The 23,889-nt window shown below is 70.5% G+C and carries 18 protein-coding genes and 1 pseudogene; 6 read left to right on the top strand and 13 right to left on the bottom strand.

Annotated elements, in window-relative coordinates; translation table 11 throughout:
• Positions 1-5: 5 nt before the first annotated feature.
• Entirely contained in the window at positions 6-770 is a 765-nt protein-coding gene (locus ABIA35_RS39880) for a putative hydro-lyase (RefSeq protein WP_370334699.1), read from the top strand.
• Positions 771-814: 44 nt separating this feature from the next.
• On the opposite strand, the gene ABIA35_RS39875 is transcribed toward ABIA35_RS39880, so the two are convergent.
• Together ABIA35_RS39875 and ABIA35_RS39870 are read right to left on the bottom strand one after the other, a co-directional pair.
• Positions 815-1,183 carry a VOC family protein gene (locus ABIA35_RS39875; protein WP_370361383.1) on the bottom strand — a complete coding sequence of 123 codons (369 nt, stop codon included), beginning with the start codon at positions 1,181-1,183 and terminating at the stop codon, positions 815-817.
• Positions 1,180-2,625, bottom strand: a complete 1,446-nt coding sequence (locus ABIA35_RS39870) for an MFS transporter (protein WP_370361382.1) — start codon at positions 2,623-2,625, stop codon at positions 1,180-1,182. The genes ABIA35_RS39875 and ABIA35_RS39870 overlap by 4 nt, the downstream gene beginning before the upstream one ends.
• 135 nt (positions 2,626-2,760) lie before the next feature.
• Between ABIA35_RS39870 and ABIA35_RS39865 the strand changes: the two genes are divergently transcribed.
• Complete coding sequence (locus tag ABIA35_RS39865) at positions 2,761-3,384, top strand: TetR/AcrR family transcriptional regulator (protein ID WP_370334705.1); 624 nt, start codon at positions 2,761-2,763, stop codon at positions 3,382-3,384.
• A gap of 122 nt (positions 3,385-3,506) precedes the next feature.
• Here the strand turns inward: ABIA35_RS39865 and ABIA35_RS39860 are convergent, their stop codons facing one another.
• A complete protein-coding gene (locus tag ABIA35_RS39860; protein WP_370361381.1) occupies positions 3,507-4,415 on the bottom strand; it encodes an endo-beta-N-acetylglucosaminidase H in 909 nt (302 codons plus the stop codon).
• Between the two features lie 218 nt (positions 4,416-4,633).
• On the opposite strand from ABIA35_RS39860, the gene ABIA35_RS39855 reads away from it, so the two are divergent.
• A complete protein-coding gene (locus ABIA35_RS39855; RefSeq protein ID WP_370361380.1) occupies positions 4,634-5,437 on the top strand; it encodes an SPFH domain-containing protein in 804 nt (267 codons plus the stop codon).
• A gap of 79 nt (positions 5,438-5,516) precedes the next feature.
• Here ABIA35_RS39855 and ABIA35_RS39850 read toward each other — a convergent pair whose 3' ends face one another.
• On the bottom strand, positions 5,517-6,089 hold the full coding sequence (locus ABIA35_RS39850; RefSeq protein WP_370361379.1) for a hypothetical protein: 573 nt from the start codon (positions 6,087-6,089) through the stop codon (positions 5,517-5,519).
• 193 nt (positions 6,090-6,282) lie between these two features.
• Here ABIA35_RS39850 and ABIA35_RS39845 point away from each other — a divergent pair.
• Positions 6,283-6,711 (top strand): annotated as a pseudogene (locus tag ABIA35_RS39845) (TPM domain-containing protein); the annotation flags it as partial.
• A 714-nt stretch (positions 6,712-7,425) separates the two neighbouring features.
• Here the strand turns inward: ABIA35_RS39845 and ABIA35_RS39840 are convergent.
• The 6 genes from ABIA35_RS39840 to ABIA35_RS39815 form a co-directional block, all read right to left on the bottom strand.
• Entirely contained in the window at positions 7,426-9,180 is a 1,755-nt protein-coding gene (locus ABIA35_RS39840) for a beta-galactosidase family protein (RefSeq protein ID WP_370361378.1), read from the bottom strand.
• A gap of 124 nt (positions 9,181-9,304) precedes the next feature.
• Positions 9,305-10,675, bottom strand: a complete 1,371-nt coding sequence (locus tag ABIA35_RS39835; RefSeq protein WP_370361377.1) for a sugar ABC transporter substrate-binding protein — start codon at positions 10,673-10,675, stop codon at positions 9,305-9,307.
• 55 nt (positions 10,676-10,730) lie between these two features.
• Complete coding sequence (locus ABIA35_RS39830) at positions 10,731-11,693, bottom strand: carbohydrate ABC transporter permease (protein WP_370361376.1); 963 nt, start codon at positions 11,691-11,693, stop codon at positions 10,731-10,733.
• A 3-nt stretch (positions 11,694-11,696) separates the two neighbouring features.
• Positions 11,697-12,617, bottom strand: a complete 921-nt coding sequence (locus tag ABIA35_RS39825; RefSeq protein WP_370334720.1) for a carbohydrate ABC transporter permease — start codon at positions 12,615-12,617, stop codon at positions 11,697-11,699.
• 60 nt (positions 12,618-12,677) lie between these two features.
• The gene (locus ABIA35_RS39820; RefSeq protein ID WP_370361375.1) at positions 12,678-13,868 is read right to left on the bottom strand and encodes an ROK family protein; all 1,191 of its coding nucleotides are present in this window, start codon (positions 13,866-13,868) and stop codon (positions 12,678-12,680) included.
• Positions 13,869-14,051: 183 nt separating this feature from the next.
• A complete protein-coding gene (locus tag ABIA35_RS39815; RefSeq protein ID WP_370361374.1) occupies positions 14,052-15,095 on the bottom strand; it encodes a LacI family DNA-binding transcriptional regulator in 1,044 nt (347 codons plus the stop codon).
• A gap of 135 nt (positions 15,096-15,230) precedes the next feature.
• On the opposite strand from ABIA35_RS39815, the gene ABIA35_RS39810 reads away from it, so the two are divergent.
• The gene (locus ABIA35_RS39810; protein WP_370361373.1) at positions 15,231-16,679 is read left to right on the top strand and encodes an endo-1,4-beta-xylanase; all 1,449 of its coding nucleotides are present in this window, start codon (positions 15,231-15,233) and stop codon (positions 16,677-16,679) included.
• A 28-nt stretch (positions 16,680-16,707) separates the two neighbouring features.
• Positions 16,708-19,638, top strand: coding sequence for a DUF4132 domain-containing protein (locus ABIA35_RS39805; RefSeq protein ID WP_370361372.1), 2,931 nt, complete (start codon positions 16,708-16,710; stop codon positions 19,636-19,638).
• Between the two features lie 205 nt (positions 19,639-19,843).
• Here the strand turns inward: ABIA35_RS39805 and polX are convergent, their stop codons facing one another.
• The 3 genes from polX to ABIA35_RS39790 are packed head-to-tail and all read right to left on the bottom strand — an operon-like array spanning position 19,844 to position 23,861.
• Positions 19,844-21,583 (bottom strand): DNA polymerase/3'-5' exonuclease PolX, encoded by a 1,740-nt coding sequence (gene polX / locus ABIA35_RS39800; RefSeq protein WP_370361371.1) that lies wholly within the window; start codon positions 21,581-21,583, stop codon positions 19,844-19,846.
• 35 nt (positions 21,584-21,618) lie between these two features.
• Positions 21,619-22,575, bottom strand: a complete 957-nt coding sequence (locus ABIA35_RS39795; RefSeq protein ID WP_370361369.1) for an NAD-dependent epimerase/dehydratase family protein — start codon at positions 22,573-22,575, stop codon at positions 21,619-21,621.
• A complete protein-coding gene (locus ABIA35_RS39790) occupies positions 22,572-23,861 on the bottom strand; it encodes an enolase C-terminal domain-like protein (RefSeq protein WP_370361368.1) in 1,290 nt (429 codons plus the stop codon). The genes ABIA35_RS39795 and ABIA35_RS39790 overlap by 4 nt, the downstream gene beginning before the upstream one ends.
• Between the last annotated feature and the right edge of the window lie 28 nt (positions 23,862-23,889).

Raw genomic sequence — 23,889 nt, 5'->3', positions numbered from 1 at the left:
CCGGTATGCCCGAATCACCGGCCGAGTTGCGCGCCGGGTTCCGTGCGGGGGGCGGCGGACCGACGTCTGGGCTGGCGCCTGGGTTTCGGCAGGCGAACCTGTTGGTGGTGCCGGTGGAGTGGGCGTTTGATGTGCTGCTGTTCGTGCATCGCAATCCCGGGCCGTGTCCGGTGCTCGATGTCACCGATGTCGGGGCGCGTCGTACGCCGCTGGGGGTCGGGTCCGACCTGCGGAGCGATCTGCCGTTGTACCGCGTGTGGCGTGATGGGCGGCTGGTTGAGGAGCCCGCCGATGTGACGCATGTGTGGCGTGAGGACTCGGTGGCGTTCCTGACGGGGTGCAGCTTCGGCTTCGACAGTGCTCTGACAGGTGCCGGGGTGCCGTGGCGCTACCCGGGGCGGAATGTCGCGATGTACCGGACCGACCGCGAGTGCCGGCCGGCGGGCCGGGTGCACGGTCGGCTGGTGGTCTCGATGCGTCCGGTGCCGGCGGAGCTGGTGGAGGCCGCGTCGCGGATCACGGCCCTGATGCCGGCCTCGCACGGTGCGCCGGTGCACGTCGGCGCTCCGGAGGAGCTCGGCATCAGGGATCTGGCGCGGCCCGACTTCGGGGATCCGCCGGAGATGCTAAGTGGGGATGTCCCCACTTTCTGGGCCTGCGGGGTGACCTTGCAGGCGGCGGTGGTCGCCTCGCGCATGCCGTTCGCCATCACCCACGCGCCGGGGCACATGTTCATCACCGACGTGCGCGAGCCCGAGGTCACCGTGTGAGCACCGAAGTCACCGGGGTCACCGTGTGAGCATCGGGCGCGGGATCACGGTGCCCGTGTGAGGATCTCCATGGCGTGGCCGTCGGGGTCGTCGAAGTACACCCCGCGGCCGCCCCAGCGGGTGTTGATCTGCCCGTGTCCGTCGCCGCCGGGCTCGGCGTAGTAGTCCAGCCCCTGCTCCTGGATGCGGGCGAAGGCGGCGTCGAACTCCTCGTCGTCGAGCAGGAAGGCGTAGTGCTGCGGCTGCGGGTCGGCGGCGGTCATGTAGTCCAGCGTCACGCCGTTGGCAACCGCGACCGGCGCGAACCGGCCGAAGTCGGGGCTGACTTCCAGCCCGAGTATGCCTGCGAGGAAGGCGGCCGAGGCGTGCTTGTCGCGGGCCCGGACGATCGTGTGGTTCAGCTGGATGCTCATTTCTTCTCCTGGGTTGAACGGATCATTACCAGCATCGCCGCGGCCATGGCGGCGAGCAGTCCGGCGGCCCACGCGATCGCCGTGGCGTAGCCGTGGACGAGCGCGGCCTGACGGCCCGGTGCGGTGGTCGGGTGGGAGAGGAGATACGCGGCGGTCGCGCCGACCGCCAGCGAGTTCAGGACCGCGGTGCCGACCGAACTGCCAACCTGAGTCGCGGCATTGACGACAGCGGAAGTTATACCCGCGTCGCGATGGGTCACCCCGCGGATGGCGAGCTGGAACGAGGGCGGGAACAGCATCCCCATGCCGGTGCCGACCAGGATCTCGGCCGGCAGGATCGGCACGAGGTAGCCGCTGCCTGGAGTCAGCCGGGTCATCAGGAACAGCCCCGCAGCGGCGACGAGCAGGCCGCCGGCGATCAGGAAGCGCGGCGCGACGCGCAGCATCAGCCGGTTCCCCAACTGGTAGCCGCTGACGGCGTTGGCCAGTGCCATCGGCAGCACCGCGGCCCCGGCGCGCGCCGGCGAATAGCGCAGCACCTCTTGCAGGTGGTACGTCAGCATCAGGAACATCCCGAACGCCCCGACCACCGCGGTGCCGACCGCCACACACGCGGCGGCCCGGTCGCGGTCGGCGAGAATCCGCAGCGGCAGCATGGGATCCGGCACCCGTCTCTGCCGCACGGCGAACGCCGCGAGCAGCGTCACTCCCCCCATCAGGGCACTGATCACGACCGGCGAGGACCAGCCGTCCCGGGCCGCCTGCCCGCACCCGAGCACCACGGCGGCCAGTCCCCCGGTGGCCAGCACAGCAGAGACGGCGTCGAGGCCGCCGACGGCCGTACCGGGCTGGTCGGGCAGCACGGCACGACCCACCGCGAGTACTACGACCGCCAGGACGACGTTGACGAACAGGCACCAGCGCCATCCCAGGTACTCGGTGAGGATCCCGCCGAGCAGCAGTCCCAGCGCGGCCCCGCTGCTGGCCACCGCGCCGTAGACGGCGAACGCCCGGGCCCGCTGCCTGGCCTCGGTGAACGTGACCGCCAGCAGCGACAACACGCTCGGGGTGATCAGCGCGGCGAACGCGCCTTGCAGCGCGCGGCCGGCGGCGAGCACCGGGAGCGAGGGGGCCAGCCCGGCCAGCAGCGAGGACAGTCCGAACCCGGTCAGCCCGAGCTGGAAGGTCCGCCGGCGCCCGAACAGGTCGGCGACCCGGCCGCCGAACAGCAGCAGGCCGGCGAAGCACACGGTGTAGGCGGTGACGACCCACTGGCGCTGGGCGTCGCCGAAGCCCAGCGCGCGCTGGGCCGAGGGCAGCGCGATGTTCACGATGGTCGCGTCGAGGGCGGTCATGAGCTGGGCGGACGCGATGACACCCAGGATCAGCCGGCTGCGGTCCGGGCGTGCTGCGACGTCCCGGTCTGTCGTGGTGGCGGTCATGGTCGGCACCTCCGGATAGAGCGCCTCCGAGTGAACCCGGATAAACGAAGGGGTTCCCTCCGATACTAAGCGAAGGGCTTCCCTCCGTCTACTGGTAGGCTTGACCGGGCTTGACCTTGACCGGAAGGGGCCCGCATGCGAGCCGACGCGCGCCGCAATCGAGAGCGGCTGATGACCGAGGCCCGCGACGTGTTCGTGGAACGCGGACCGGAGGCGTCGCTGGAGGAGATCGCCCGACGCGCCGACGTGGGCATCGCCACGCTCTACCGGCACTTCGCCGACCGCGGCACCCTGATGCACGCCGTGGTGCTCCATGCGCTGACCTCGACGATCGAGGCGGTGCGGCAGGCCCGGCGCGACCACGAGGACCCGCTGGACGCCCTGGCGGCCTACATCCACGCGGTCATCGACCTGCGCACCTCCGCGGTGATCCCGGCCTTGATGGGCGCGATCGACATGGACGAACCGCAGATCAAGGAGGCGCGCACGACCTCGGCGCGCCTGATCGAGGAGTTGCTGGAGACCGCGCGCAAGGCCGGCCGGCTGCGCGAGGACGCGGCGTTCGCCGACATCGGCCTGCTCGTCGTGCGCTTCTCGCAGCGGCTGCCGGGGCCGTTCACCGCGCAGGCCCAGCAGGCCCTGGCCCACCGTCATGCCGATCTGCTCATCGCGGGTCTGCGGGCCGACCCGGCGGCGCCGCCGTTGAGCGGTCCGGCGCTGAATCTGGCTGATCTACGGCATTTGCTGCCCGAGAGGTAGAACGGGCGGGAGGGCCGAACGGGCGTGCCAGGCCAGACTCCGGCTCACGAAAGAGCCGCGGCGCGGGCTCTCCCGCCTGGGAGCCCGCGCCGCGAGATGAGGGTTCTGCTGAGCCTGCTTTGTCAGCCGCTGTATACGGCCTTGCTGCCGTAGAGGACCTTCGTGAAGCTGGATATGTAGCTGTGGATATCCGTAGCGCCCAGGTTGTAGGTCATGAAGACGCCGTAGCCGCCGTTGACCGTCTGCTGCGCCAGGCTCGCCGCGTCGCTGGACGGCGTCGAGGTGACATCGATCGCCGCCGGGGACAGCTTGCTCTTCGGCAGGTTGATGTCCGGGACGTTCCACGAGTCGTAGTACGGGTTCCACGCGTAGTTGAACAGCGGGCCGACGTCGGTGCCGTTGTAGGTCAGGCTGGAGGCCGCCGGGCCGATGTCGTACATGGTGATGAGCTTGTTCGGCATGTCGTTGCGCAGCGCCTGGACCAGGTACACGAAGGAGCTGGCGTTGGGCTGGCCGGTGCCGTTGGTGCCGTAGTCGGCGTACTCGTCGTCGAAGTCGATGCCGTCCAGGCCGTACTTGGTGACGGCGTTCGACAGCTGCTTCGCGAAAGCCGCGGCGGCGGACTGCGACGGGAAGTTGGCGAAGCCGGCGCCCTGGTGGTTGCCCAGGATCGACAGCTCGACCTTGATGCCCTTGGCCTGCAGGGGCTTGATCTGGGTCGCGGCGTTGTCCAGGACGCTTTGCACCTGCGGGTTGAAGTACAGCTGGGCGTTGGTGCCGTCGTAGTTGATGTTGGCGGCGAAGATGACGGCGATGTCGAAGACGTTGGCGCCGCCGTTGGCCAGCTTGTACTTGCCGACGTTCAGCATGCTGTTGTTGTTGACCTCCACGTACGCCACGGAGATCGGGCCCTTCTTGGCGGCAGCGGCCTTGCCGGGGGCGGCCTGCGCGACGCCCGCCATGCCGGCGAACGTCAGCGTCAGCGCGCCGGTGGCGAGCAGGGCCTTCCACCTCGAACTGGATCCGCGCATCGTCGATCAGGCTCCCTTGCTGGGTGAGGGTGGCAGATAAAGCGTTTCAGTGAGGTGAATATGCTCCCGCCTCCACGGTGTGTCAAGAGGCGGGCATGGACTCGCGAAACTCTGAAGCGTTTTAGGTGAGCCCTGATCCGTCGCATACGCGCCGGGCTATAGTGGCGCGATTCGAGCAGGACCGCAGTGTCCTGCGCGACCAATGGGGAGGGTGTGCTGTGGGGTCGTTGGAGAAGCGGGCGTGGCATGCGCCGGGGATCGTGGGGTTCCTGCCGGCGTTGATCTGTCTGGTGTTCCCGCCGTTGGGACTGTTCCTGTTCCGCTCGCCGGTCGTGGTGCGGCCGAACGAGGCGATCGTGCTGACCCGGCTCGGCAAGTACTCCGGGACGCTGCGCAAGCCCGGCTGGTACGCGGTCAACCCGCTGGCGCACAAGGCCCGGGTCTCGCTGAAGATCCGCACGAACGACAGCGAGTACCAGAAGGTCAACGACATGGACGGCAACCCGGTCGAGGTGTCGGCGATGGTCGTGTGGCAGGTGCAGGACACCGCCAAGGCGGTGTTCGACGTCCTGGACTACGACGACTTCGTCGCCCTGCAGACCCAGGCCGCGCTGCACCACACGGCCAGCCGCTTCCCCTACGACAGCCACGGCAAGCAGCGGCTCTCGCTCAGCGGCGACCCCGGGGCGGTGGCCGAGGCGCTGCGCGCGGAGCTGGGAGAACGGCTGGTCCCGGCCGGGATAGTGGTCACCGACGTGCGGCTGCGCCGCATCGCCTACGCGCCCGAGGTCGCCGGGAACATGCTGCGGCGCCAGCAGGCCGACGCGGTCGTGGGGGCGCGGGCGAAGATCGTGGAGGGCGCGCTGGGGATGATCGACTCCGCGCTGGACCACCTCGGCGAGCGGGGCGGCGTGACCTTGGACGACGACCACAAGGCGAAGCTGGTGTCGAACCTGCTCGTGGTGCTGTGCAGCGAGCAGCATGTGCAGCCGGTGCTGAACACCGGTTCCGGCGCGGAGTGAACCGGCACTGAAGCGCCCTCGGTCCGGTCGGCAAGCGCCGGCCGGGCCGAGGGCGGTGGCTACAGTGTCGCGCCCGGGCTCAGCCCTTCGGGAACTGGAAGACCGCGGTGGGAATCAGGCCCCTGTCGTCCGGCGGCGGGGTGCTGCCCTGCGGGTAGGCGGCGAAGTTCACGTCGACCGGAGCGATGTCGCTGTCCGTGCCGGCCGGTACGACGGCGTCGAGGTCGTCGGTCTGGTCGGAGTAGACGGCCACCGGCTCGTCGGTGTTGTTCTCGACGTTGGCCGCCTTCAGGCCCCTGATCTGGAAGTCGGTGCCGATCGGCAGGCCGTTGCCGGTGATCACGTCGCAGCCGCTGCCGGTGCGGCCGGGGCCGGTGTAGAGCGCGACGTTGCCGAGGCCGACCATGCCCAGGGCCATGGTCATGGCCTGGATGTCGGCGGCCGGGCCGCAGGCGGCGTCGTAGCCGTTGACGCTCTGGACCGGCAGGTGCTGGCTGTTGTTCGTGCTCTGACTGGTGTTCGTGATCCGGCTGTGGTTCGTGCTCTTGTGCGTCACGGTCGCGGCCGAGGCGATGGCGGCGGGGACCAGGATGCCGGTGGCCGCGAGGGCGACGGCGGCGGTGCGTCGAGTACGGGGACGGAGATCGGCCATGGGTAGAGAGCCCTTCCCTCGATAGACGGAGCGCTCAGACTTGCAACGGCGTTCTCCCAAGATCAAATCCGGTTGCTCCGTTCGTGCCGGGATTGCTCCGAACGGGTTCGGCGCGGTCGCGGCCCCGCGCGGGGGCTGCCTACGGTCGATCGACGGGGCAGCGGGCACCGTCCGAGCACGGGAGAGGCCGGCGATGGCCAGGGCGGCACGGGTGCGGGTGGTCGTCTGCCGTTTCGCCGCCTTGGCGTTGCTGCTGCTCGGTGCGTCGGCCGGGTGGAGCGTGGGTGCGGTCCAAGCTGATGCCCCGATCCAGCTGGACCGGGTCGGGCAGATCACCGACAAGGTCAACGCCCTCGGCAACCGGCGTGACGAGGTCACGGCCGCGTTGGCCCAGCTCGACGCGCAGCGCGGGATCCAGCTGTTCGTGGCCTACGTCCGTGACTTCTCCGGCAAGACCCCGGGCAACTGGGCGAACGAGACCGCGACGAGGAACGGCCTGGGGCTGCACGACGTCCTGCTGGCCATCGCCACCCACGCGCGTCAGTACGGGTACTCCACCGACACCGACTCCGGCGTGACCCCGTCGCAGCTGGCGTTGGTCGCGTCCTCCGCGGTCGAGCCCGCGCTGCGGCAGAACGACTGGGCCGGGGCGGCGATCGGCGCGGCGGACGGGATCGGGGCGGTGGTGGCCGGGCTGCCGGTGCCGACCGTCGATGTCACACCGGGGCATCCCGATCCGGCGGCCTCGTCCTCGGACACCGCAGGGTGGATCGCCGGATCCGTGGTGGTCGTCGGGGCGATCGCGGCGGCAGGCTTCTACACGTACTCGCGGTCGCGGCGGCAGACCCGATCACGGGGACCTGCGGGGGTGGCGTCGATCAAGTCGATCAAGGAGCTGGACGCCTCGGCCAAGCACGCGTTGGTCGCCACCGACGACGCGGTGCGTACCAGCGAGGAGGAACTCGGTTTCGCCAGTGCGGAGTTCGGCGACGAGGCGGCGGCCCCCTTCACCGACGCGCTGGCCGAGGCCAAGGCCGACCTGATGGCCGCGTTCCGGGTCCGGCAGGCGCTGGACGACGACATCCCGGAGGACGAGCCGACGCAGCGCCGGATGCTCGCGGAGATCATCGAACGCTGCGACCGCGCCAACGCCCGCCTGGACGCCGAGGCCAAGGCCTTCGACCGGCTGCGGGACCTGGTCGAGCACGCGCCGACCGCACTGACGTCCGCCGCTCAGGCCGCCGGCGCGCAGGAGGCGCGATCTACCACCGTGACATGGCAAGGCCGCCGCTCCCTCACAAGCGGCGGCCCCACCGGTCTTACTCCCCTGCCGGCCTCACTCCTCCGTCGGCCCCAGCTCCGGCACCGGCCGCAGCTCGGCCCGTCCCGTCCGGGTTCCGTGCAGTTCGAGCACGATCAGCTCGTTCGCACCGGGGCGCAGCAGCGGGCCCGGGACGTACAGCGAGCCCTGCGGGCCGCGCGACCAGTAGCGGCCCAGGTTGAAGCCGTTGATCCAGGCCAGGCCCTTGGTCCAGCCGTCCAGGTGCAGGTAGGTGTCCGCGCCGGCGTCGAGGTGGAACTCGCCCCGGTGGTAGCACGGGCCGACCACCGCGCCGCCGGTCTCGGCGAAGGTCAGGCCGGACAGGTCGTCCAGGGTCAGCGGGCGTGAGGTCCAGCCGGTGAGCGGCACGCCGTCCAGGTCGACCGCGCCTATCAGGCCCTTGCGATCGGCGAGCTTGGAGCCGTAGTTCACCCGGCCCTGGTTCTCCACCAGCACCCGCAGCTGGGCCCCGTCGCGCGGCACCGTGAAGGCCACCACGTGCTCGTGCCGCTCGCGTTCCAGCACGCCGACCGGCTGGCCGTCGACGAACACCTGCGCGCGGTCGCCGATCTGCTCGAAGGCCAGGGTCACCGGGCCCGCGGCGGGAAGGCGGGCCTCGTAGAGCACGAACCCGAAGTCCTGGCCCAGCTGCTCCATCGTCAGCGGCGTCTCAGAGTCCTGAGACTCGCCGAGGACGGCCAAGGCTGCCGGGTCGAACAACGGCGCGCGCCCGGTCAGGTCCACCGAGACCGGCCCCAGCTTCGGGGAGGCTTCAGGAACCTCCTCCTCCGGCAGGCTCTCGTACTTGCCGATGATGGACCGGAACCGGCGGTACTTCTCCGTCGGGTCGCCGGCCTCGTCCAGCGGCGAGTCGTAGTCGTAGGACGTGACGGTGGCCCGGTACGAGCCCTTGTCGTTGGCGCCGTTCGTGAATCCGAAGTTCGTCCCGCCGTGGAACATGTAGAAGTTGACCGACGCCCCTGCCTGGAGCATCTCGTCCAGCGCGGCGGCGGCGTCCTCGGCCGAGCGCTGTGCGTGGATGCCGCCCCAGCGGTCGAACCAGCCGTTCCAGAACTCTGTGCACATCAGCGGTCCGGTCGGCTGCTGCGCGCGCAGTGCGGCCAGCGAGGCGGTCACCTTGCCGCCGAAGTTGGCGGTGGCCAGGACTCCGGGCAGGGCGCCGTCGCCGAGGTCGCCGGGCTGGTCGGAGGTGAACAAGGGCACGTCGATGCCCCGCGATGTCAGTGCCTCTTGCAGCCGTTCCATATAGGCGGTGTCGGAGCCGTACGCCCCGTACTCGTTCTCGACCTGTACGGCGATGATCGGCCCGCCGTGTGTTCCCAGCCGTGGCAGCACGATGGGCATCAGCGCGTCGAGGAAGCCCTCGACCGCCCGCAGGAACGCCGGGTCGGTGCTGCGCAGCCGCAGCTCCGGGTCGGCCAGCAGCCACGACGGCAGGCCGCCGCCCTCCCACTCGCCGCAGATGTAGGGCCCGGGCCGCAGCAGTACGTGCAGACCCTCGGCGGCGGCGAGGTCCAGGAAGCGGGCCAGGTCCAGGATGCCGGTGAAGTCCAGGGTGCCGGGGCGCCGCTCGTGCAGGTTCCACGGCACGTAGGTGTCGATGGTGTTCAGGCCCATCAGGCGGGCCTTGCGCAGGCGGTCTGACCACTGCGCCGGGTGGACTCGGAAGTAGTGCAGGCCGCCGGAGACGATCCGGAAGGGCCGACCGTCGAGCGCGAAACCGTCGTCGGTGATGTCGAGTACTGCCACGTTCGTGTTGCTCCCTGTGGTTCTCCACGGCGGGGCCGGTTCGCGGCAGGGCTGCCCGTGCGGCCGCCCCCTTCGGTGGGCGCGGCCGCACAGGGCCCTTCTTCCGCGGGTCGGGCCGCCGGCGCTACTTGACGGTGAAGCCCTGGTCCTTGGCGTACTTGGTCGAGGCGTCCTGCCAGGCCTTCAGGCCGTCGGCCAGGGACGAGCCGCCGATGTAGGCCTTGCCCGCGGTGTCGTTGAAGACGCTGTTGGCGTAGACCTGGAAGGGCAGGTAGGACCAGCCCGGGGCGACCTCGGCCGCGCTCTGGGCGAGCACCTGGTTGATCTTCTGGTCACCGAAGTAGGGGTCGGTCTTGTTCAGGAAGTCCGGCGAGTTCAGCTGCTTCACCGTGGCCGGGAAGGCGCCGTTGTCGACCCGGGTCTGCGCGCCCTCGTCGACGGTCGCGTACTTCAGGAACGCGTAGGCCAGCTTCTGGTTGGTGCTGGCCTTCATCACGGCCAGGGAGCTGCCGCCGTTCTCGGAGGTGACCTTGCCGCCGGCGGTCCACTGCGGCAGCGGCGCCACGCGCCACTGGCCCGAGCCGGACTTCACGCCGGACTCCAGGGAGGCGGGCATCCAGGCGCCGATGACCAGCGAGGCGATCTTGCCGGAGGCCATGCCCTGGTACCAGGCGTCGCTCCAGGAGCTGATCGGGGCCAGGTCGTGGCCGTCGATGAGCTGCTGCCACTCGGTCGCGTACTTCTGGGTGCCGGCGTCGGTCGCGAAGTTCACACCGATGTTGGTTCCGCTGACCGAGTAAGGCTTTCCGCCGGCCTGCCAGATCATGCTGGTGGTGAAGCCCGCGTCGCCGGTGTCGTTGGTGATGTAGGCGGTCGGGTCGGCGGTGTGGATCTTCTTGGCGTCGGCGGCGTACTCGTCCCACGTGGCCGGGGGCGTGGTGATGCCGTACTTGGCGAAGACCGTCTGGTTGTAGAACAGGGCCATGGGTCCGGAGTCCATCGGCAGGCCGTAGACGCCGCCGTCGGCCTGGACCGAGTTCCACGGGCCCGGGGTGAAGGTGCCGTTCAACGAGGCCGCGCCGAACTGGTCCAGGTTCGCCACCGACTTGGTCAGCTCGAACTGCGGCAGCGCGTAGTACTCGATGTGCGCGACGTCCGGGACGCCCTTGCCGGCCTGCACCGCGTTCTGCAGCGCCTTGTACTCGTCGTTGCCGGTGCCGGCGTTGACCAGGTTGACGTGCACGTTCGGGTACTTGGTCTGGAAGTCGGCGACGACCTTCTTCAGGGTCGGCTCCCAGGCCCAGACCGTCAGGTTCCCGCCGGCGGTCAGCGCCGCCTGCAGGTCCGCGTCGGTGACCGTGGCGGCCTGCGAGGAGGCCGAAGAGGTCTTGCCGCTGCCACCGCCGCTGGACGAGGATCCGCAGGCGGTCGCGGCCAGCGCCACGGCCAGCGCGGTCGCGCCCAGCAGGACGCCGCGTCGACGGGTTATCGTCATTGCTGTTCCCTTCTTTTCATCATTGGGAGGGTTCCGCGGTCGGGCCGGGGCGCCGTCAACCTTTCACGCTTCCGGCGCTCAGGCCCGACTGCCAGTACCGCTGGAGCAGCAGGAACGCCGCGATCAGCGGGATGATCGTGATGAGCGAGCCGGTGATGACGAGGTTGAACACCACGTCCCCGCCGGCGGTGTGGGCCTGGTCGTTCCAGGTGCTCAGGCCCAACGTCAGGGGGTACCAGTCCTGGTTCTTCAGCATGATCAGCGGCAGGAAGTAGTTGTTCCAGGTCGTGACCACGTTGAACAGCAGCACCGTCACGATGCCGGGCCCCAGCAGGGGCAGGCTGACGGAGAAGAACGTGCGGAACTCCCCCGCGCCGTCCATCCGCGCCGACTCCATGATCTCCGCCGGCACCGCCTCGGAGCTGAACGTCCACATCAGGTACAGGCCGAACGGCGAGATCAGCGACGGGATGATGATCGCCCACGGTGTGTCGGTGATCCCCATCTTGGAGAACATCAGGAAGGTCGGGACGGCCAGCGCCGTGGCCGGCACCGCGACCGCGCCGATCACCACGGCGAACACGGCCTTCTTGCCCGCGAAGTCGAACTTGGCCAGGCCGTAGCCGGCCAGCGTGGCCAGCACCGTCGCCCCGCCGGCCCCGACCACCACGTACAGCAGCGTGTTGAGCAGCCACCGGCCGAAGATGTCGTGCTGGTAGCTGAACGTGTCGCCGACGTTGGAGAACAGGCCGAACCCCTTGAACCACAGCCCGAAGGAGTTGAACAGGTTCTGCTGCGTCTTGGTCGCGTTGATCGCCAGCCAGGCCAGCGGGAGCAGGGTGTACACGGCCATCACCGCGCACAGCACGGTCAGCGTGAGGCTCTTGCGGCGCAGATGCGGCGCGCGCCGGGCCTTGGCCCGCAGCGGCGGCGTGGCGTTGTGGGGACTTCCCCACTTAGCGGTCCGCGTTGTCGCCCGCGCTGTTTCCCGTGCTGTGCTCAGGGGCTCTGTGGTCACGGCTCAGACCGCCTTTCGCATGCCGCGCAGCTGGACGGCGTAGGCGACGATCATCGTGGCCACGCCCATGACGATGGCGATGGTCGCGGAGTAGTTGAATTGCTGGCCGTCGAAGGAAAGCGAGTACGCGTAGTAGTTCGGTGTGTAGAACGTGGTGATCGCGTTCGGCGCCAGGTGCTTGAGGATGCTGGGCTCGTTGAACAGCTGGAAGCTGCCGATGATCGAGAAGATGGTGGCGATGACCAGCGCGGGGCGCAGGGCCGGGAGCTTGATCGACCAGATGATCCGGAACTGGCCGGCGCCCTCGATGGCCGCCGCCTCGTACAGCGAGGGGTTCACCACTCGCAGCGCCGAGTACAGGATCAGCATGTTGTAGCCGACCCACTCCCAGGTCACGATGTTGCCGATGGACGCCAGGATCAGGTGCGGGGACAACGGATCGGGCAGCGTGACGCCGAAGTGCTTGTCGATGTCGCGGACCAGGCCGAACTGGGTGCCGTACATGAAGCTCCACATGAGCGTGGCGACCACGGCGGGGACGGCGTAGGGCAGGAACACCGATATCCGGAAGAAGGCCGCCCCGTACAGCCGTCCGCTGTCGATGGCCAGGGCCAGTAGCAGCGCCAGCCCGAGCATGAGCGGCACCTGCACGACCAGGAACAGCGCGACCCGGGCGAACGAGGTCCAGAACTGGGAGTCCTGGAGGGCGTCGCTGTAGTTCTGCAGGCCGACGTACTGCGTGCCGCCGATCAGCTTGGTCTTGTACAGGCTCAGGTAGATCGAGTAGCCGATCGGGGCGAGGAAGACCAGCGCGAACAGGGCCATGAAGGGGCTGACGAACCGCCAGCCGACCAGGGACCGCCGGCGCCGCGCGGGTCGGCGCGGGCGGCCCGGGCGGGCGAGGTCCAGGGGTGGGGACGCCATGGTCTGTCTTCGCTCCTTGCTTCGCTGTGTACTAAGTACCGGAGGTAGTACGGGGACGTACTACGGCAGGACGAACGTCTCGAAGGCCAGCACCGCCATGCCCAGGGACACCGGGTTGTCGGCGATGCGGGAGGCGGCCAGGGTGACCGCGTCGTAGGGGACGGCCAGGGAGTACTGCTTGACCACCGGCTCGACCGCGGCCAGCAGCGGCGCGCCGAAGGCGGCGCTGACCCAGCCGCCGACGACCAGCAGTTCGGGGTTGAGCATGTTGACGGCGTTGGCCAGCGCCATGCCCAGCGGCCGGGCGAACCGCTCCAGGGTGGCCACGGCGACCGGGTCGGCGCGTCCGGCCGCCTCGGCCAGCCGGGCCACGGTCGCGGCCTGGTCGCCGGGGACCAGCAGCGGGCTGTCCGGTTCCACCTCCGTGAGGAGTTCCAGTAGCGCGGCGGCGCCGACGTAGGCCTCGACGCATCCGCGGCTGCCGCAGTGGCACGGCAGGCCGTCGGCGACCAGCACGGTGTGGCCCCACTCCCCCGCGGTGTTGGTCCGGCCGCGCAGCAGCCGGCCCTCGGCCACCACGCCGAGACCGACGCCGGTACCGAGGTTCACCACCACGGCGTCGTCGTGGTCCCCGGCCTCGCCGAACATCATCTCGGCCAGCGTTATCGCCTTCAGCGGGTTGTCCAGCAGCACCGGCAGGTCGCAGCGCTTCTGGAACAGGGAGGTGAACGGGACGCCGTGCCAGCCCCAGTTCGGGGCGTGGACCGAGACCCCGCCCTCGCGGTCGACCTGGCCGGGCAGGCTGACCCCGACCCCGGCGACGTCGGCGGCGCTGACCCCGTCCAGGGCGGCGATGACGCCCTGGACGCTGTCCACGACGTGCCCGACCACGGAGTCCGGGTCGTTGTCCGTCGGCGACACGGGCGTCTGGAAGTGCCCGACCCGGGTCATCGCCTGATCGAAGATCTCGGCGATGACGTAGGTCTCGGCGAGGTCGACACCGACCAGGTAGGGAGCCGAGGCCCGCATCGTCAGCTGGCTGGCCGGACGCCCGCCGCCGGAGCGCGTGCTCTGCGTCTCCGCCAGCAGCCCGGCCGCGGTCAGCTCCCCGATGATCGTCCCGGCGGTGGCGACCGACACGCCGAGCTGAGCGGCGACGTCGCCGCGGGTCAGCGTCCGGCCGCCGTAAAAGCTCCGCATGACTTCCACGCGGTTGGCACGGCGCAGGTCGCCGGACAGGCGGGGTCGCATCTCGGTGGGCTCCTAGCGATTCTCAAGGGCGTCTCACCGAGCCGCCGGGGCTCGGTGAGGCTTGAGATTACGCAGACGTGTCCCCTTCGTAAACCCCTTAGCGAAACCGTTATTAAAAGGGTTATCAAATCGAGGCGGAGCGCGGACGCCGTGTAAAGGACCGCGCAGACGGCCTGCGAACTGTCAGAGTCCCGCGTCGCGCCCTGCTGTGGAGAGCTCTGCCGTGGAAGCCCTGACCACCAGGCGGGTCGGGAGCATGATGTGGGTCCCCTCCGGTGCGGACTCCCCGCGGATCAGCCCGATCAGCAGTTCCACCGCGCGCCGCCCCATCTCCCGGATCGGCTGCTCGACCGTGGTGAGCAACGGGGTGCAGCGCGTCGCCTCGGGGATGTCGTCGAACCCGACCACCGACAGGTCCTCGGGCACCCGCAGGCCCATCCGCTGCGCGACCTCGATGGTGGCGATCGCCGACAGGTCGTTGGCGGCGAACACCGCCGTCGGCCGGCCGGAGCCGGCGAGCAGCTTGGCGGCCTGCTCGGCGGCGGTATCCGGGTCGTAGGAACCGAGCCGGATCAGGTCCGGATCGACCGCGGCGCCCGCGGCGGCCATCGCCTGCCGGAAGCCCTCTTCGCGCAGCTGCGCCGAGAGCAGATCCGGGCGGCCGGTCAGCATCGCGATCCGGCGGTGGCCCAGGCCCAGCAGGTGCTCGGCCGCGGCGCGCGCGCCGCGCAGGTTGTCCGAGTCCACGGTCGGCCGTCCGCCGGGGCCGGTGTGCGGATCGACCGCGACCACCGGCGCGCCGTACCGCAGGTCCACCACGGTCGGGGTGACCAGGACGGCCCCGTCCACCAGCGTCCCGGACAGCCGCGACAGGTAACGGCGCTCCCAGCCCACCTGGTCGCGGGCCCGGCCGCCGGCGGAGTAGACGACGAGCTCGAAACCCGATCCGCGGATCGCGTCGCCGGCGCCCTTGAGCAGTTCGGCGCTGAAAGGTTCAAGGTCGGCCACCAGGATCCCGATGACGTTGGTCTGGTGGTTGCGCAGGCTCTGCGCCACCAGGCTCGCCTCGTATCCGAGCTCGTCTATAACGGCCTTGACACGGGCCGTGGTGTCCGCGGACACGCCGTAGCGGTCGTTGAGGACCTTGGAGACCGTCGCGACCGAGACACCGGCCTGCCGGGCGACATCGCGGATGGTCACGCGCGGGGGAATCGGATCGATCGGCACGCGGCCCAGGATACCGGCCGTCGAAAACGATATCGATAACGATTGACACGAGGTTTCGGCGGACGCAGACTCGGACCGTTTCGCAGCACTCTGCGGAGGCAGCCCGGTATCACTCCCCCGGAAGGAGCACGCCCCATGCACCTCACGCACAACCGCAGACTGGCCGCCGCGTTGGCGGTCGTCGCCAGCGCCGCGTTGGCCGGCAGCCTGGCCCTGGTCAGACCGGCATCGGCGGACACCTCGCTCAAGCAGCTGGCCGAGGCCAAGAGCAAGTACTTCGGCACCGCGCTGGTCCAGTCGAACCTGAGCAACTCCGCGCTGGTCGGGGTCGCCACGTCGCAGTTCGACATGATGACGCCCGGCAACGAGATGAAGTGGGACACCACCGAGCCCTCGAACGGGACGTTCAACTTCGGCCCCGGCGACGCGCTGGTCGCCTTCGCGCAGGCGCACTCGATGCGGGTGCGCGGGCACAACCTCGTCTGGCACAGCCAGCTGCCCTCCTGGGTGTCCAGCCTGCCGGCCAACCAGGTGCAGGCGGCGATGGAGACCCACATCACCACCGAGGCCACGCACTACAAGGGCGAGGTCTACTCCTGGGACGTGGTCAACGAGCCCTTCAACGACGACGGCACGCTGCGCCAGGACGCCTTCTACAACGCCATGGGCACCGGGTACATCGCCGACGCCCTGCGCACGGCCCACGCCGCCGACCCGAACGCCAAGCTCTACCTGAACGACTACAACATCGAGGGCGAGAACACCAAGAGCAACGCGATGTACTCCCTGGTGCAGTCGCTGCTGTCCCAGGGCGTGCCGATCAACGGGATCGGCCTGGAGAGCCACTTCATCCTGGGCCAGGTGCCCTCCACGATGCAGGCGAACATGGCCAGGTTCGCCGCGCTCGGTCTGGACGTGGCGGTGACAGAGCTCGACGACCGGATCCAGCTGCCGGCCAGCAGCGCGAACCTGGCCCAGCAGGCGAGCGACTACTCGACAGTCGTTTCGGACTGCCTGGCCGTCACGCGCTGCGTCGGGGTGTCGCAGTGGGGCGTGGGCGACGCGGACTCCTGGATCCCCGGCACCTTCTCCGGCTACGGCGCCGCGACGATGTACGACCAGAACTACCAGCCCAAGCCGGCGTACAACGCGGCGGTCAGCGCGCTGGGCGGGGGTGTGACCTCGAGTTCGTCCTCGCCGACCACACCGGCTTCGTCCACCTCACCCACTTCGCCGACATCGTCGAGCTCCTCGCCGGGCGGCGGTGCGGCGTGCAAGGTGAGCGACACCGTGGACGCCTGGAACACCGGACTGACGGAGAACATCACCATCAGCAACACCGGATCGGCGGCGGTCAACGGCTGGAACCTGGCGTTCACCCTCGCATCGGGACAGAGCGTCACCAACGCCTGGAACGCGACGATCAGCCCGTCCTCCGGCTCGGTGACGGCCACGAATCTGAGCTATGACGCGGCGATCGCGCCGGGTGGTTCGGTGAGTTTCGGCTTGCAGGCCACGCATACCGGGAACGCGTCCGCGCCGCCCTCGTTCAGTCTCAACGGTCAGGCCTGCGCCACCGGCTGAGCCGCGCCGCACTCGTTAGGCTCGGGGCATGAGCATCGATCCCGAAGACCGGTTCGAACTGCCTCGCAAGTTCCAGCACGGAGTCATCCGCCGGGACCGCTGCGACCGGGCCGATCTCGAGCCGTTCTCGGCGACCGGCTCGGTGGATCCTCAGGGCTTTGCGACGTGGCGCAGCATCGACCGCATCGTCGCGGCGGACGGTCCCGCCGCGGCGGTGCGCTCGTTCGCCGCGTCCAGCGCCGAGGACAAGAACTTCTCCGGCCACAACTGGGGCCGGAGAAGCTTCTACGACAGCCACCTGCCCGACCGCCGCTGGCCTTTGCTGCTGCGGCTGCTGGACCTGGTGCGCTCGGCCACGGACGAGGAGTACTTCGAGGCCGTCGCCGTGGCGGAGAAGATGCGCGACGAGTACCCGGTCCCGGCCTCCCGCGCCGCGATGGCGGTGCTCGCCCCGGAGCGGCCGGAGTGGTGTTCGGCGGACATCGCCGACTACGCCGCGCAGACCGACGTGGACAACTACGTCGCCAGGCTCCTGATGCTCGCCTGCACGACCCGGGAGCAGGCGCGGGAACTGGGCCGGAAGATCAAGGACTGGAACTGGGTCAACGACGACCGGCGCGCCGAGGGCACGTTCCTGGCCGCGATCGACGCCGGCGCCGACGAGTTCCTCATCGGCTGCCTGGAGCGCGACCGCTGGCACGCGCTCAACCTGCTGCCGAAGCTGCCCAGCGACCTGGCCGTCAGCACCCTGATCGGCGAGCTGGGCCCGAAGGACGCACAGGCCGCCCTGCTCGAGGCCGCGAAGCGCTTCCCCCGCCGGGTGCTGCGGCTGCTGGCCGAGGCCGAGCCGGCCACGCAGGTGGACTACGTACTGCGGCTCCATGTCGCGGCCGGGCCCGAAGTCGCACGGGAGCAACTGCTGCGGCTCTCGGAGGTCGGACGGGAGCGAGTGCAGGCCCTGCTGAATCGCATCGACGGATCCGGCAGCGGCGCCCCGAGCGGCGAGGACCCGATCTCCATCGCCGCGGAGGCCGACCTGCCGCACGTCCTGGTGGTACCTCCGTGGGCGGATCGCAAGGCGGGCAAACCGATCGCGCTGAAGAACCTGCCGGCGCCGGCTCCCTTCTTCCGCTGGCCGGCCCAGGAGACGTCCGGCCCGGCCGCCATCCCCGAGCCGGCACCCACGCCGGCCGAAGCCGGGAACCAGAACAAGATCGTGCAGACCATGGCGGAGTGGCTGCACTCGGAGTACGCGCCGTACGCCGAGGCCGCCGACGTCTTCTTCCGGCGCTATCCCGAGGAGGCGGTGCGTCAGCTGCTGGTCTGCGCTCTCGGGCCGGCCGGCCCCGAGCGCCGGACGGCCGAGGCCGTGGTGCGGTTCGCGGCGCGCGAGGGCTTGGCGGACGTCGTGGCGCTGGCTGGCGAGACCAGCCCGGAGGCGGCGGTCGCGACGCAGGCGGTGCTGGATCGGCGCGGGCTGGACACGTTCCCCAAGTCCATGCCGGCAGTGCCGTTGTGGGCCGATCCGGCGTCGCTGCCGAGGATTCTGCTGGCCGGCAGCACCGCGGTGCTGCCGACGTCCGCGGTGCGGTTCGTCGTCCAGATGCTGACCATCTCATCGCACCGGGACGTCGGTCCGTACGGCGGGATCGAGATCGTGCAAGAGGCCTGCGACACCGACTCGCTCGCGGAGTTCGCCTGGGGCCTGTTCGAGAACTGGGCCGGGGCGGGGTACCCGACCAAGAAGCTGGGCTGGGCCTTCGACACCCTGCTGTGGTTCGGCAACGAGGAGACCGCGCGACGGCTCGCGCCGCTGGTGCGCGCCTGGCCCGGCGAGGGCGGCTCGGCCCGGGCGGCTGCCGGTCTGGACGTGCTGATCGCCGTGGGCGGCGAGGCGGGGCTGCGCGAGGTCTACGACATATCGCAGCGCTCTCCTTTCACCGCCCTGCGCGCCGAGGCCTCCCGGCGGGTGGCCAAGGCGGCCGGGGCCCGGGGGCTGAGCGCGGACCAGTTGGAGGACCGACTCGTCCTGGACCTGGGCGCCGGGCCGGATGGCACGCTGACGCTGGAGTACGGCGCGCGCCGCTTCGTCGTCGGGTTCGACGAGTACTTGGCGCCGTATGTCGCCGACGGGACCGGCAAGCGCCGCGCCGCACTGCCGAAACCGACGGCCAAGGACGACGGGACACTGGCAGCCGAGGCGCAGCGGCGCTTCACCGCGCTGAAGAAGGACGCGAAGACGTTCGCGGTGCGGCAGGCGGCGCGGTTGGAGCAGGCGATGGTGTCCGGGCGCCGGTGGTCGGAAGACGAGTTCCGGTCGGTGTTCGTCGAGCACCCGTTGCTGCGGTTGGTGGGGCGGCGTGTGGTCTGGGGCGAGTTCGACGGGGACGGGGCGCTGCGTGCGGCGTTCCGGATCGCGGAGGACGGGACGTTCGCGGACGTCGCCGACGAGTGTCACGTGCTCGGCTCGGGGGCCATCGGCGTGGTGCACCCGGTGCATCTGGCCGCCGAGCTCACACGGTGGGCCGAGATCTGCCACGACTACGAGATCATCCAGCCCTTCCCGCAAGTGGGCCGGCCCACCTTCGCCCTGACCTCGACCGAATGCGAGGCCACCCGCCTGGACCGCTTCTGCGACGCGCAACTGCCCACGGACCGCTTCCTGGCTCTGCATCGCACGCCTGGCTGGGGCGGCGCGGCTCTGTGGGACTCCGGCAGCACCGTGGCGACCGGCCGGCGGCTTCCGGGACACCGGATCCTGATCGTGCGCGTCAACCCGGGCTACCGCGAAGGGCGCCTGGCCGACACGCCGCAGCAGACCATCACCGACATCTGGCTCAGTCCCACCGACAGCCACGGCCGGCGCGGGGCGCGCAGCGAGGCGCTGCGGCTGGGCGGGATCGAGGCGGTGGCGGCCAGCGAGATTCTCGCGGATCTGGCGGCCGCGGTGGGGGGTTGAGGGCGGGCGCCGGTCGCTGCCGCTGTCGTTGCTGCCGCTGTCGTTGCTGACGCTGGCGCTGCTGACGCTGGCGCTGCGTTGCTGGCGCTGCGTTGCTGGCGCTGCGTTGCTGGCGCTGCGTTGCTGGCGCTGCGTTGCTGGCGCTGCGTTGCTGCCGCAGCCGCAGCCGCAGCCGCAGCCGCAGCCATCGTCGTCGTCGCAGCCGTCAGCCGGTTGTCCCGCGCACCGCGGTCTTCCGGAGGAAGCTGCGGAGCCGCGTCAGGCTCCAGGTGTTGATCACGTCGTCCTTCGTCAGCCAGCCCCGCTGTGCGGTCGCTATGCCGAAGCGCTGATTCTCCAACGCCGGGGTGGAGTGGGCGTCGCTGTCGATCGCGAACTTCACTCCGTGGCGCTTGGCGGCCATGACCTGCTCGTCGTTCAGGTCAAGGCGCTGCGGAGAGGCGTTGATCTCCATGGCGGTGCCGGTGCGCGCGGCCGCGGCGAAGACGGCGTCCAGGTCGACGTCGATGGCCGGGCGGCGGTCCAGCAGGCGGGTCGTGGGGTGGCCGATGATGTTCACGTAAGGGTTCTCGCAGGCGCGGATCAGGCGTTTGGTCTGTGCTGCCCGGTCCAGGCCGAAGGAGGAGTGGATCGAGGCCACGCACAGGTCGAAGCCGGCCAGGAAGTCGGCGGGCCAGTCCACGTCGCCGGCGGCGTCGATGTTGAGTTCGGTGCCGTGCAGGACGCGCATGCCGTTGTAGGCGCGGTCCAGTTCTCTGGCCCGGGCGCGCTGGGCGAGCATCTTGTCGTCGGTCATGCGCTGCATCACCAGGTCGGGCGCGTGGTCGGTGACGGCGTAGTAGGCGTAGCCGAGGCCGGCGGCGGTCTGGAGCATCACCTCCAGCGGGGCCAGGCCGTCGGTCAGGTCGGTGTGGGTGTGCAGGTCGCCGCGCAGGTCCTTGAGCTGGACCAGGTCCGGCAGCGTACCGTCGGCGGCAGCCTCGATCTCGCCGCGGTCCTCGCGCAGCGTCGGCGGGATCCACGGCAGGCCCAGGGCCTTGTAGACCTCCTTCTCGGTGCGCGAGGCGAGCTTCTTCCCGGACTCGACATCGAAGAGCCCGTATTCGGAGAGCTTCAGCCCGTCCTTCACCGCGCGTCCGCGCAGCTTGATGTTGTGCGCACGCGAGCCGGTGAAGTAGACCAGCGCGGCGCCCCAGTCCGCGGGCGGGACGACGCGCAGGTCCACCTGTAGGCCCTTATCGGTGCGGATGGAGGTCTTGGTCGTCCCGCTGCCGATCACCTGCGCGACCTCCGGCCGGGCGACCAGCGCGGCCATCAAGGGGGCGGAGTCGGTCGCGGTGGCCAGGATGTCGATGTCGCCGACGGTCTCGCGCATCCGGCGCAGCGATCCGGCGTAGTCGCACTTCTTGCACCCGGGCACCGCGCCGATCGCGGCGACCAGGTCCTCGGCCAGGTCCAGGGCGACGTTCAGCAGGGTGCGGCCGGAGGTCTGGCTCAGTTGCTCGATGCCCAGCCGGATGTTCTCGACGGTCTTCGCCCCGAGCCCGGGCAGGCCCTTGAGCTTGCCCGCGTCGACGGCTTCGCGCAGCTCGTCGACGGACTTGATGCCGAGCTTCTGATAGAGCAGCACGGCCGTCTTGGGCCCGACGCCGGGAATGTGCGTGACCTCGCGGACGCCGCCCGGGATCTTGGCGCGCAGCTTCTCCAGCGCCTCGATGCGGCCGGTGGCCAGGTACTCGCTGATCTTCTCGGCGGTCGAGTCGCCGACCGCGGGGATCTCCCGCAGCCCGGCCTCGTCCAGATGCGCGAGGTCCCCCGGATAGCCCCCGACGGAGCGCGCCGCCTTCTCGTAGGAACGTGCCCGGAAAGCGTTGCCGCCACTGAGCAGGATGAGGTCGGCGTACTCCCGGAGCAGCGCGCCGACTTCGTCGTTGAGACGCGCCATGGGGCCAGTTTAGGAAGTGGGCGGGGAGCGGCAACTCAGCCGGTTGTCTGCGGCAACGGCCCCGGCCCCGGCCCCGGCGCCGGCAGCGGCAGCGGCATCGGCATCGGCATCGGCTCCACATCGATCAGATGCCGCGCCTGGAACCCCAGCAGCCGCTGCGCCGCGCGCAGGTCCAGTGGCGCGGCGCGGCCGGGCAACGGGGTGCGCACCTCGGTGTCGGGGTGGTAGGCCGCGAGCAAATCAGCGGTCGGATACGGCACGAGGGTGTCCGGGGCTGCTACGAACAGCTTGTGGAACCCTTGCAGGGGAACGGTCAGGGCCAGCCATGCCGCCTCCGCCGCGTCGCGCACGTCCAGATACGTCCACAGCTCGGGTGCGCCGTTCGCCGGGTCGGCGGTGAGGAGTGGGAGGCGCCAGGCGGCGCGTTGGGCGTCGCTGATGAAGGGGAAGCGGAGGGCGACCACGTCCATGCCGTGGCGGCGTGCCATCATCTGCGCGGTGGCCTCGTCCACCTGCTTGGACAGGCCGTAAGGGTCCTCGATCTGGAGCGGGGCGTCCTCGTCGACGGGTACGTACGCCGGGTGGAGTGTGCGGCGGGCCCAGGGCAGGCCGAGGATCGAGAGGCTGCTGGCGATCACCGCTCGGCGTACGCCCTGGCTACCGGCCTCCTCCAGCACGGTGAAGGTGGCTTGGGTGTTGCCGCCGAACACCTCCAGCGCGGTGCCGTGGTTGGGGGTGGGCAGCGCGGCCAGGTGCATCACGGCGTCGACGTCGGCCAGGGCTCGGCGGACCGGGGCCGGGTCGGCCGCGTCGCCGACGACGACCCGGTCGGCGCCGAGCTCTGCCAGGTCGCCGGGGTCGTCCAGGACCAGGGCGGTGACCGCGGCGCCGTGGTCGGCGAAGGCGCGGGTGACGACCCGGCCGACCAGGCCCGCGGCCCCGGTCACCAGGATCCGCCGGGGCGCGGGCGGCTCCGGGGCTTCCGCGCTCACGGGGCCTCCAGCCCGCCATCGGGACGTCGCACCCCGGCCGACCAACGCTCGTGCAGGAACTTCACCGGCGGATGCTCGGCGGCCGCGCGCTCGTCGATCTCGATGCCCCAGCCCGGCTTCTCGGAGGGGTACATGTAGCCCTCGCGCACGACCGGCGTGCCCGGGAAGACCTCGTGGGTGGCGTCGTTGTACGTATGAGACTCCTGATATCCGAAAGCCGGGGTGCTGATGTCCACGGCCAGGTTCGCCGCGACGCCGATCGGGGAGACGTCCGCCGGGGAATGGAACGCGGTGCGCACGCCGAGCAGTTCGCACAGTGCGACGATCTTGCGGGTCGGGGTCAGGCCGCCGACCGAGGAGGTGTGCAGGCGCAGCAGGTCGACGCCGCCGTCGCGGACCAGCCGGACCGCGTCGGGCACGGAGCCGAGCTGTTCGCCCACTGCGATCGGGACCGGGGACGCTGCGCGCACCTCGGGCAGGCGGTCGTAGAGCTCGGGGGCGATGACGTCCTCCAGGAACGACAGCCGGTAGGGCTCCAGGGCGCGCGCCAGGACCACGGCCTGCTTGGGGGTCAGGCGGCTGTGGACGTCGTGCATCAGGTTGACGTCGTCGCCGAGGCGGTCGCGGGCCGCGGCGAACAGGCGCGGGGCGTCGCGCAGGTACTGCTCGACGGCCCAGCCGTCCGGGTGCGGCGAGCGCGGGTAGCCGCCGCGGGTGCCGGGCGCGCCATAGGTGCCCAGGCCCGGGCCGCCGACCTGGAGGCGCACGTTGCGATAGCCCTCGGACAGCAGCTGCTCGGCCTCGTCGAGGGCGTCCTGGATGCTGCCGCCGGCGGCGTGGGAGTAGACCTCGACGGCCGAGCGGCTGCGACCGCCGAGCAGTTCGTACACCGGCATGCCGGCGCGCTTGCCGGCGATGTCCCACAGCGCCTGGTCCAGGCCGGACAGGGCGTTGTTGAGGACCGGCCCGTTGCGCCAGTACGAGGAGTAGTGGATCAGGCGGGTGACGTCCTCGATGTCGGCCGGGTGCCGGCCCACGGCCAGCGGTCCGACGTGCTCGTCGACCGCGGCGGCCACCGCGGCGTAGCGCTGGGTGAAGGTGGCGCAGCCCAGGCCGTACAGGCCGTCCTCGGAGGTGTCGACGCGCACCACCACCAGCGGCTGGCCCTCGGGCGCGGTGACGACGGCCCGGACGCGGGTGATCCGCAGGGCGTCGCGGGCCGGCCACGGGGGCTGGGCCTGAGGGAGGGCTCCGGAGGGGTCGAGCAGGCGGTTCGGATCGTTCACGGTGGGCCTTGGTCCTTTCGCGGGGGGG

Origin of the sequence: Catenulispora sp. MAP12-49 (assembly GCF_041262705.1) — a bacterium.
Taxonomy (GTDB): domain Bacteria; phylum Actinomycetota; class Actinomycetes; order Streptomycetales; family Catenulisporaceae; genus Catenulispora.
Note: the sequence above shows the minus strand (reverse complement) of the source record. Positions and strands in the feature narration are given on the sequence as shown.

Coding starts and splice junctions, on each gene's coding strand:
- ABIA35_RS39875 (WP_370361383.1), bottom strand. CDS start 1,183: ATGAGCATCCAGCTGAACCACACGATCGTCCGGGCCCGCGACAAGCAC.
- ABIA35_RS39850 (WP_370361379.1), bottom strand. CDS start 6,089: ATGGCCGATCTCCGTCCCCGTACTCGACGCACCGCCGCCGTCGCCCTC.
- ABIA35_RS39860 (WP_370361381.1), bottom strand. CDS start 4,415: ATGCGCGGATCCAGTTCGAGGTGGAAGGCCCTGCTCGCCACCGGCGCG.
- polX (WP_370361371.1), bottom strand. CDS start 21,583: ATGGCGCGTCTCAACGACGAAGTCGGCGCGCTGCTCCGGGAGTACGCC.
- ABIA35_RS39825 (WP_370334720.1), bottom strand. CDS start 12,617: ATGGCGTCCCCACCCCTGGACCTCGCCCGCCCGGGCCGCCCGCGCCGA.
- ABIA35_RS39835 (WP_370361377.1), bottom strand. CDS start 10,675: ATGACGATAACCCGTCGACGCGGCGTCCTGCTGGGCGCGACCGCGCTG.
- ABIA35_RS39870 (WP_370361382.1), bottom strand. CDS start 2,625: ATGACCGCCACCACGACAGACCGGGACGTCGCAGCACGCCCGGACCGC.
- ABIA35_RS39805 (WP_370361372.1), top strand. CDS start 16,708: ATGAGCATCGATCCCGAAGACCGGTTCGAACTGCCTCGCAAGTTCCAG.
- ABIA35_RS39865 (WP_370334705.1), top strand. CDS start 2,761: ATGCGAGCCGACGCGCGCCGCAATCGAGAGCGGCTGATGACCGAGGCC.
- ABIA35_RS39810 (WP_370361373.1), top strand. CDS start 15,231: ATGCACCTCACGCACAACCGCAGACTGGCCGCCGCGTTGGCGGTCGTC.
- ABIA35_RS39820 (WP_370361375.1), bottom strand. CDS start 13,868: ATGCGACCCCGCCTGTCCGGCGACCTGCGCCGTGCCAACCGCGTGGAA.
- ABIA35_RS39880 (WP_370334699.1), top strand. CDS start 6: ATGCCCGAATCACCGGCCGAGTTGCGCGCCGGGTTCCGTGCGGGGGGC.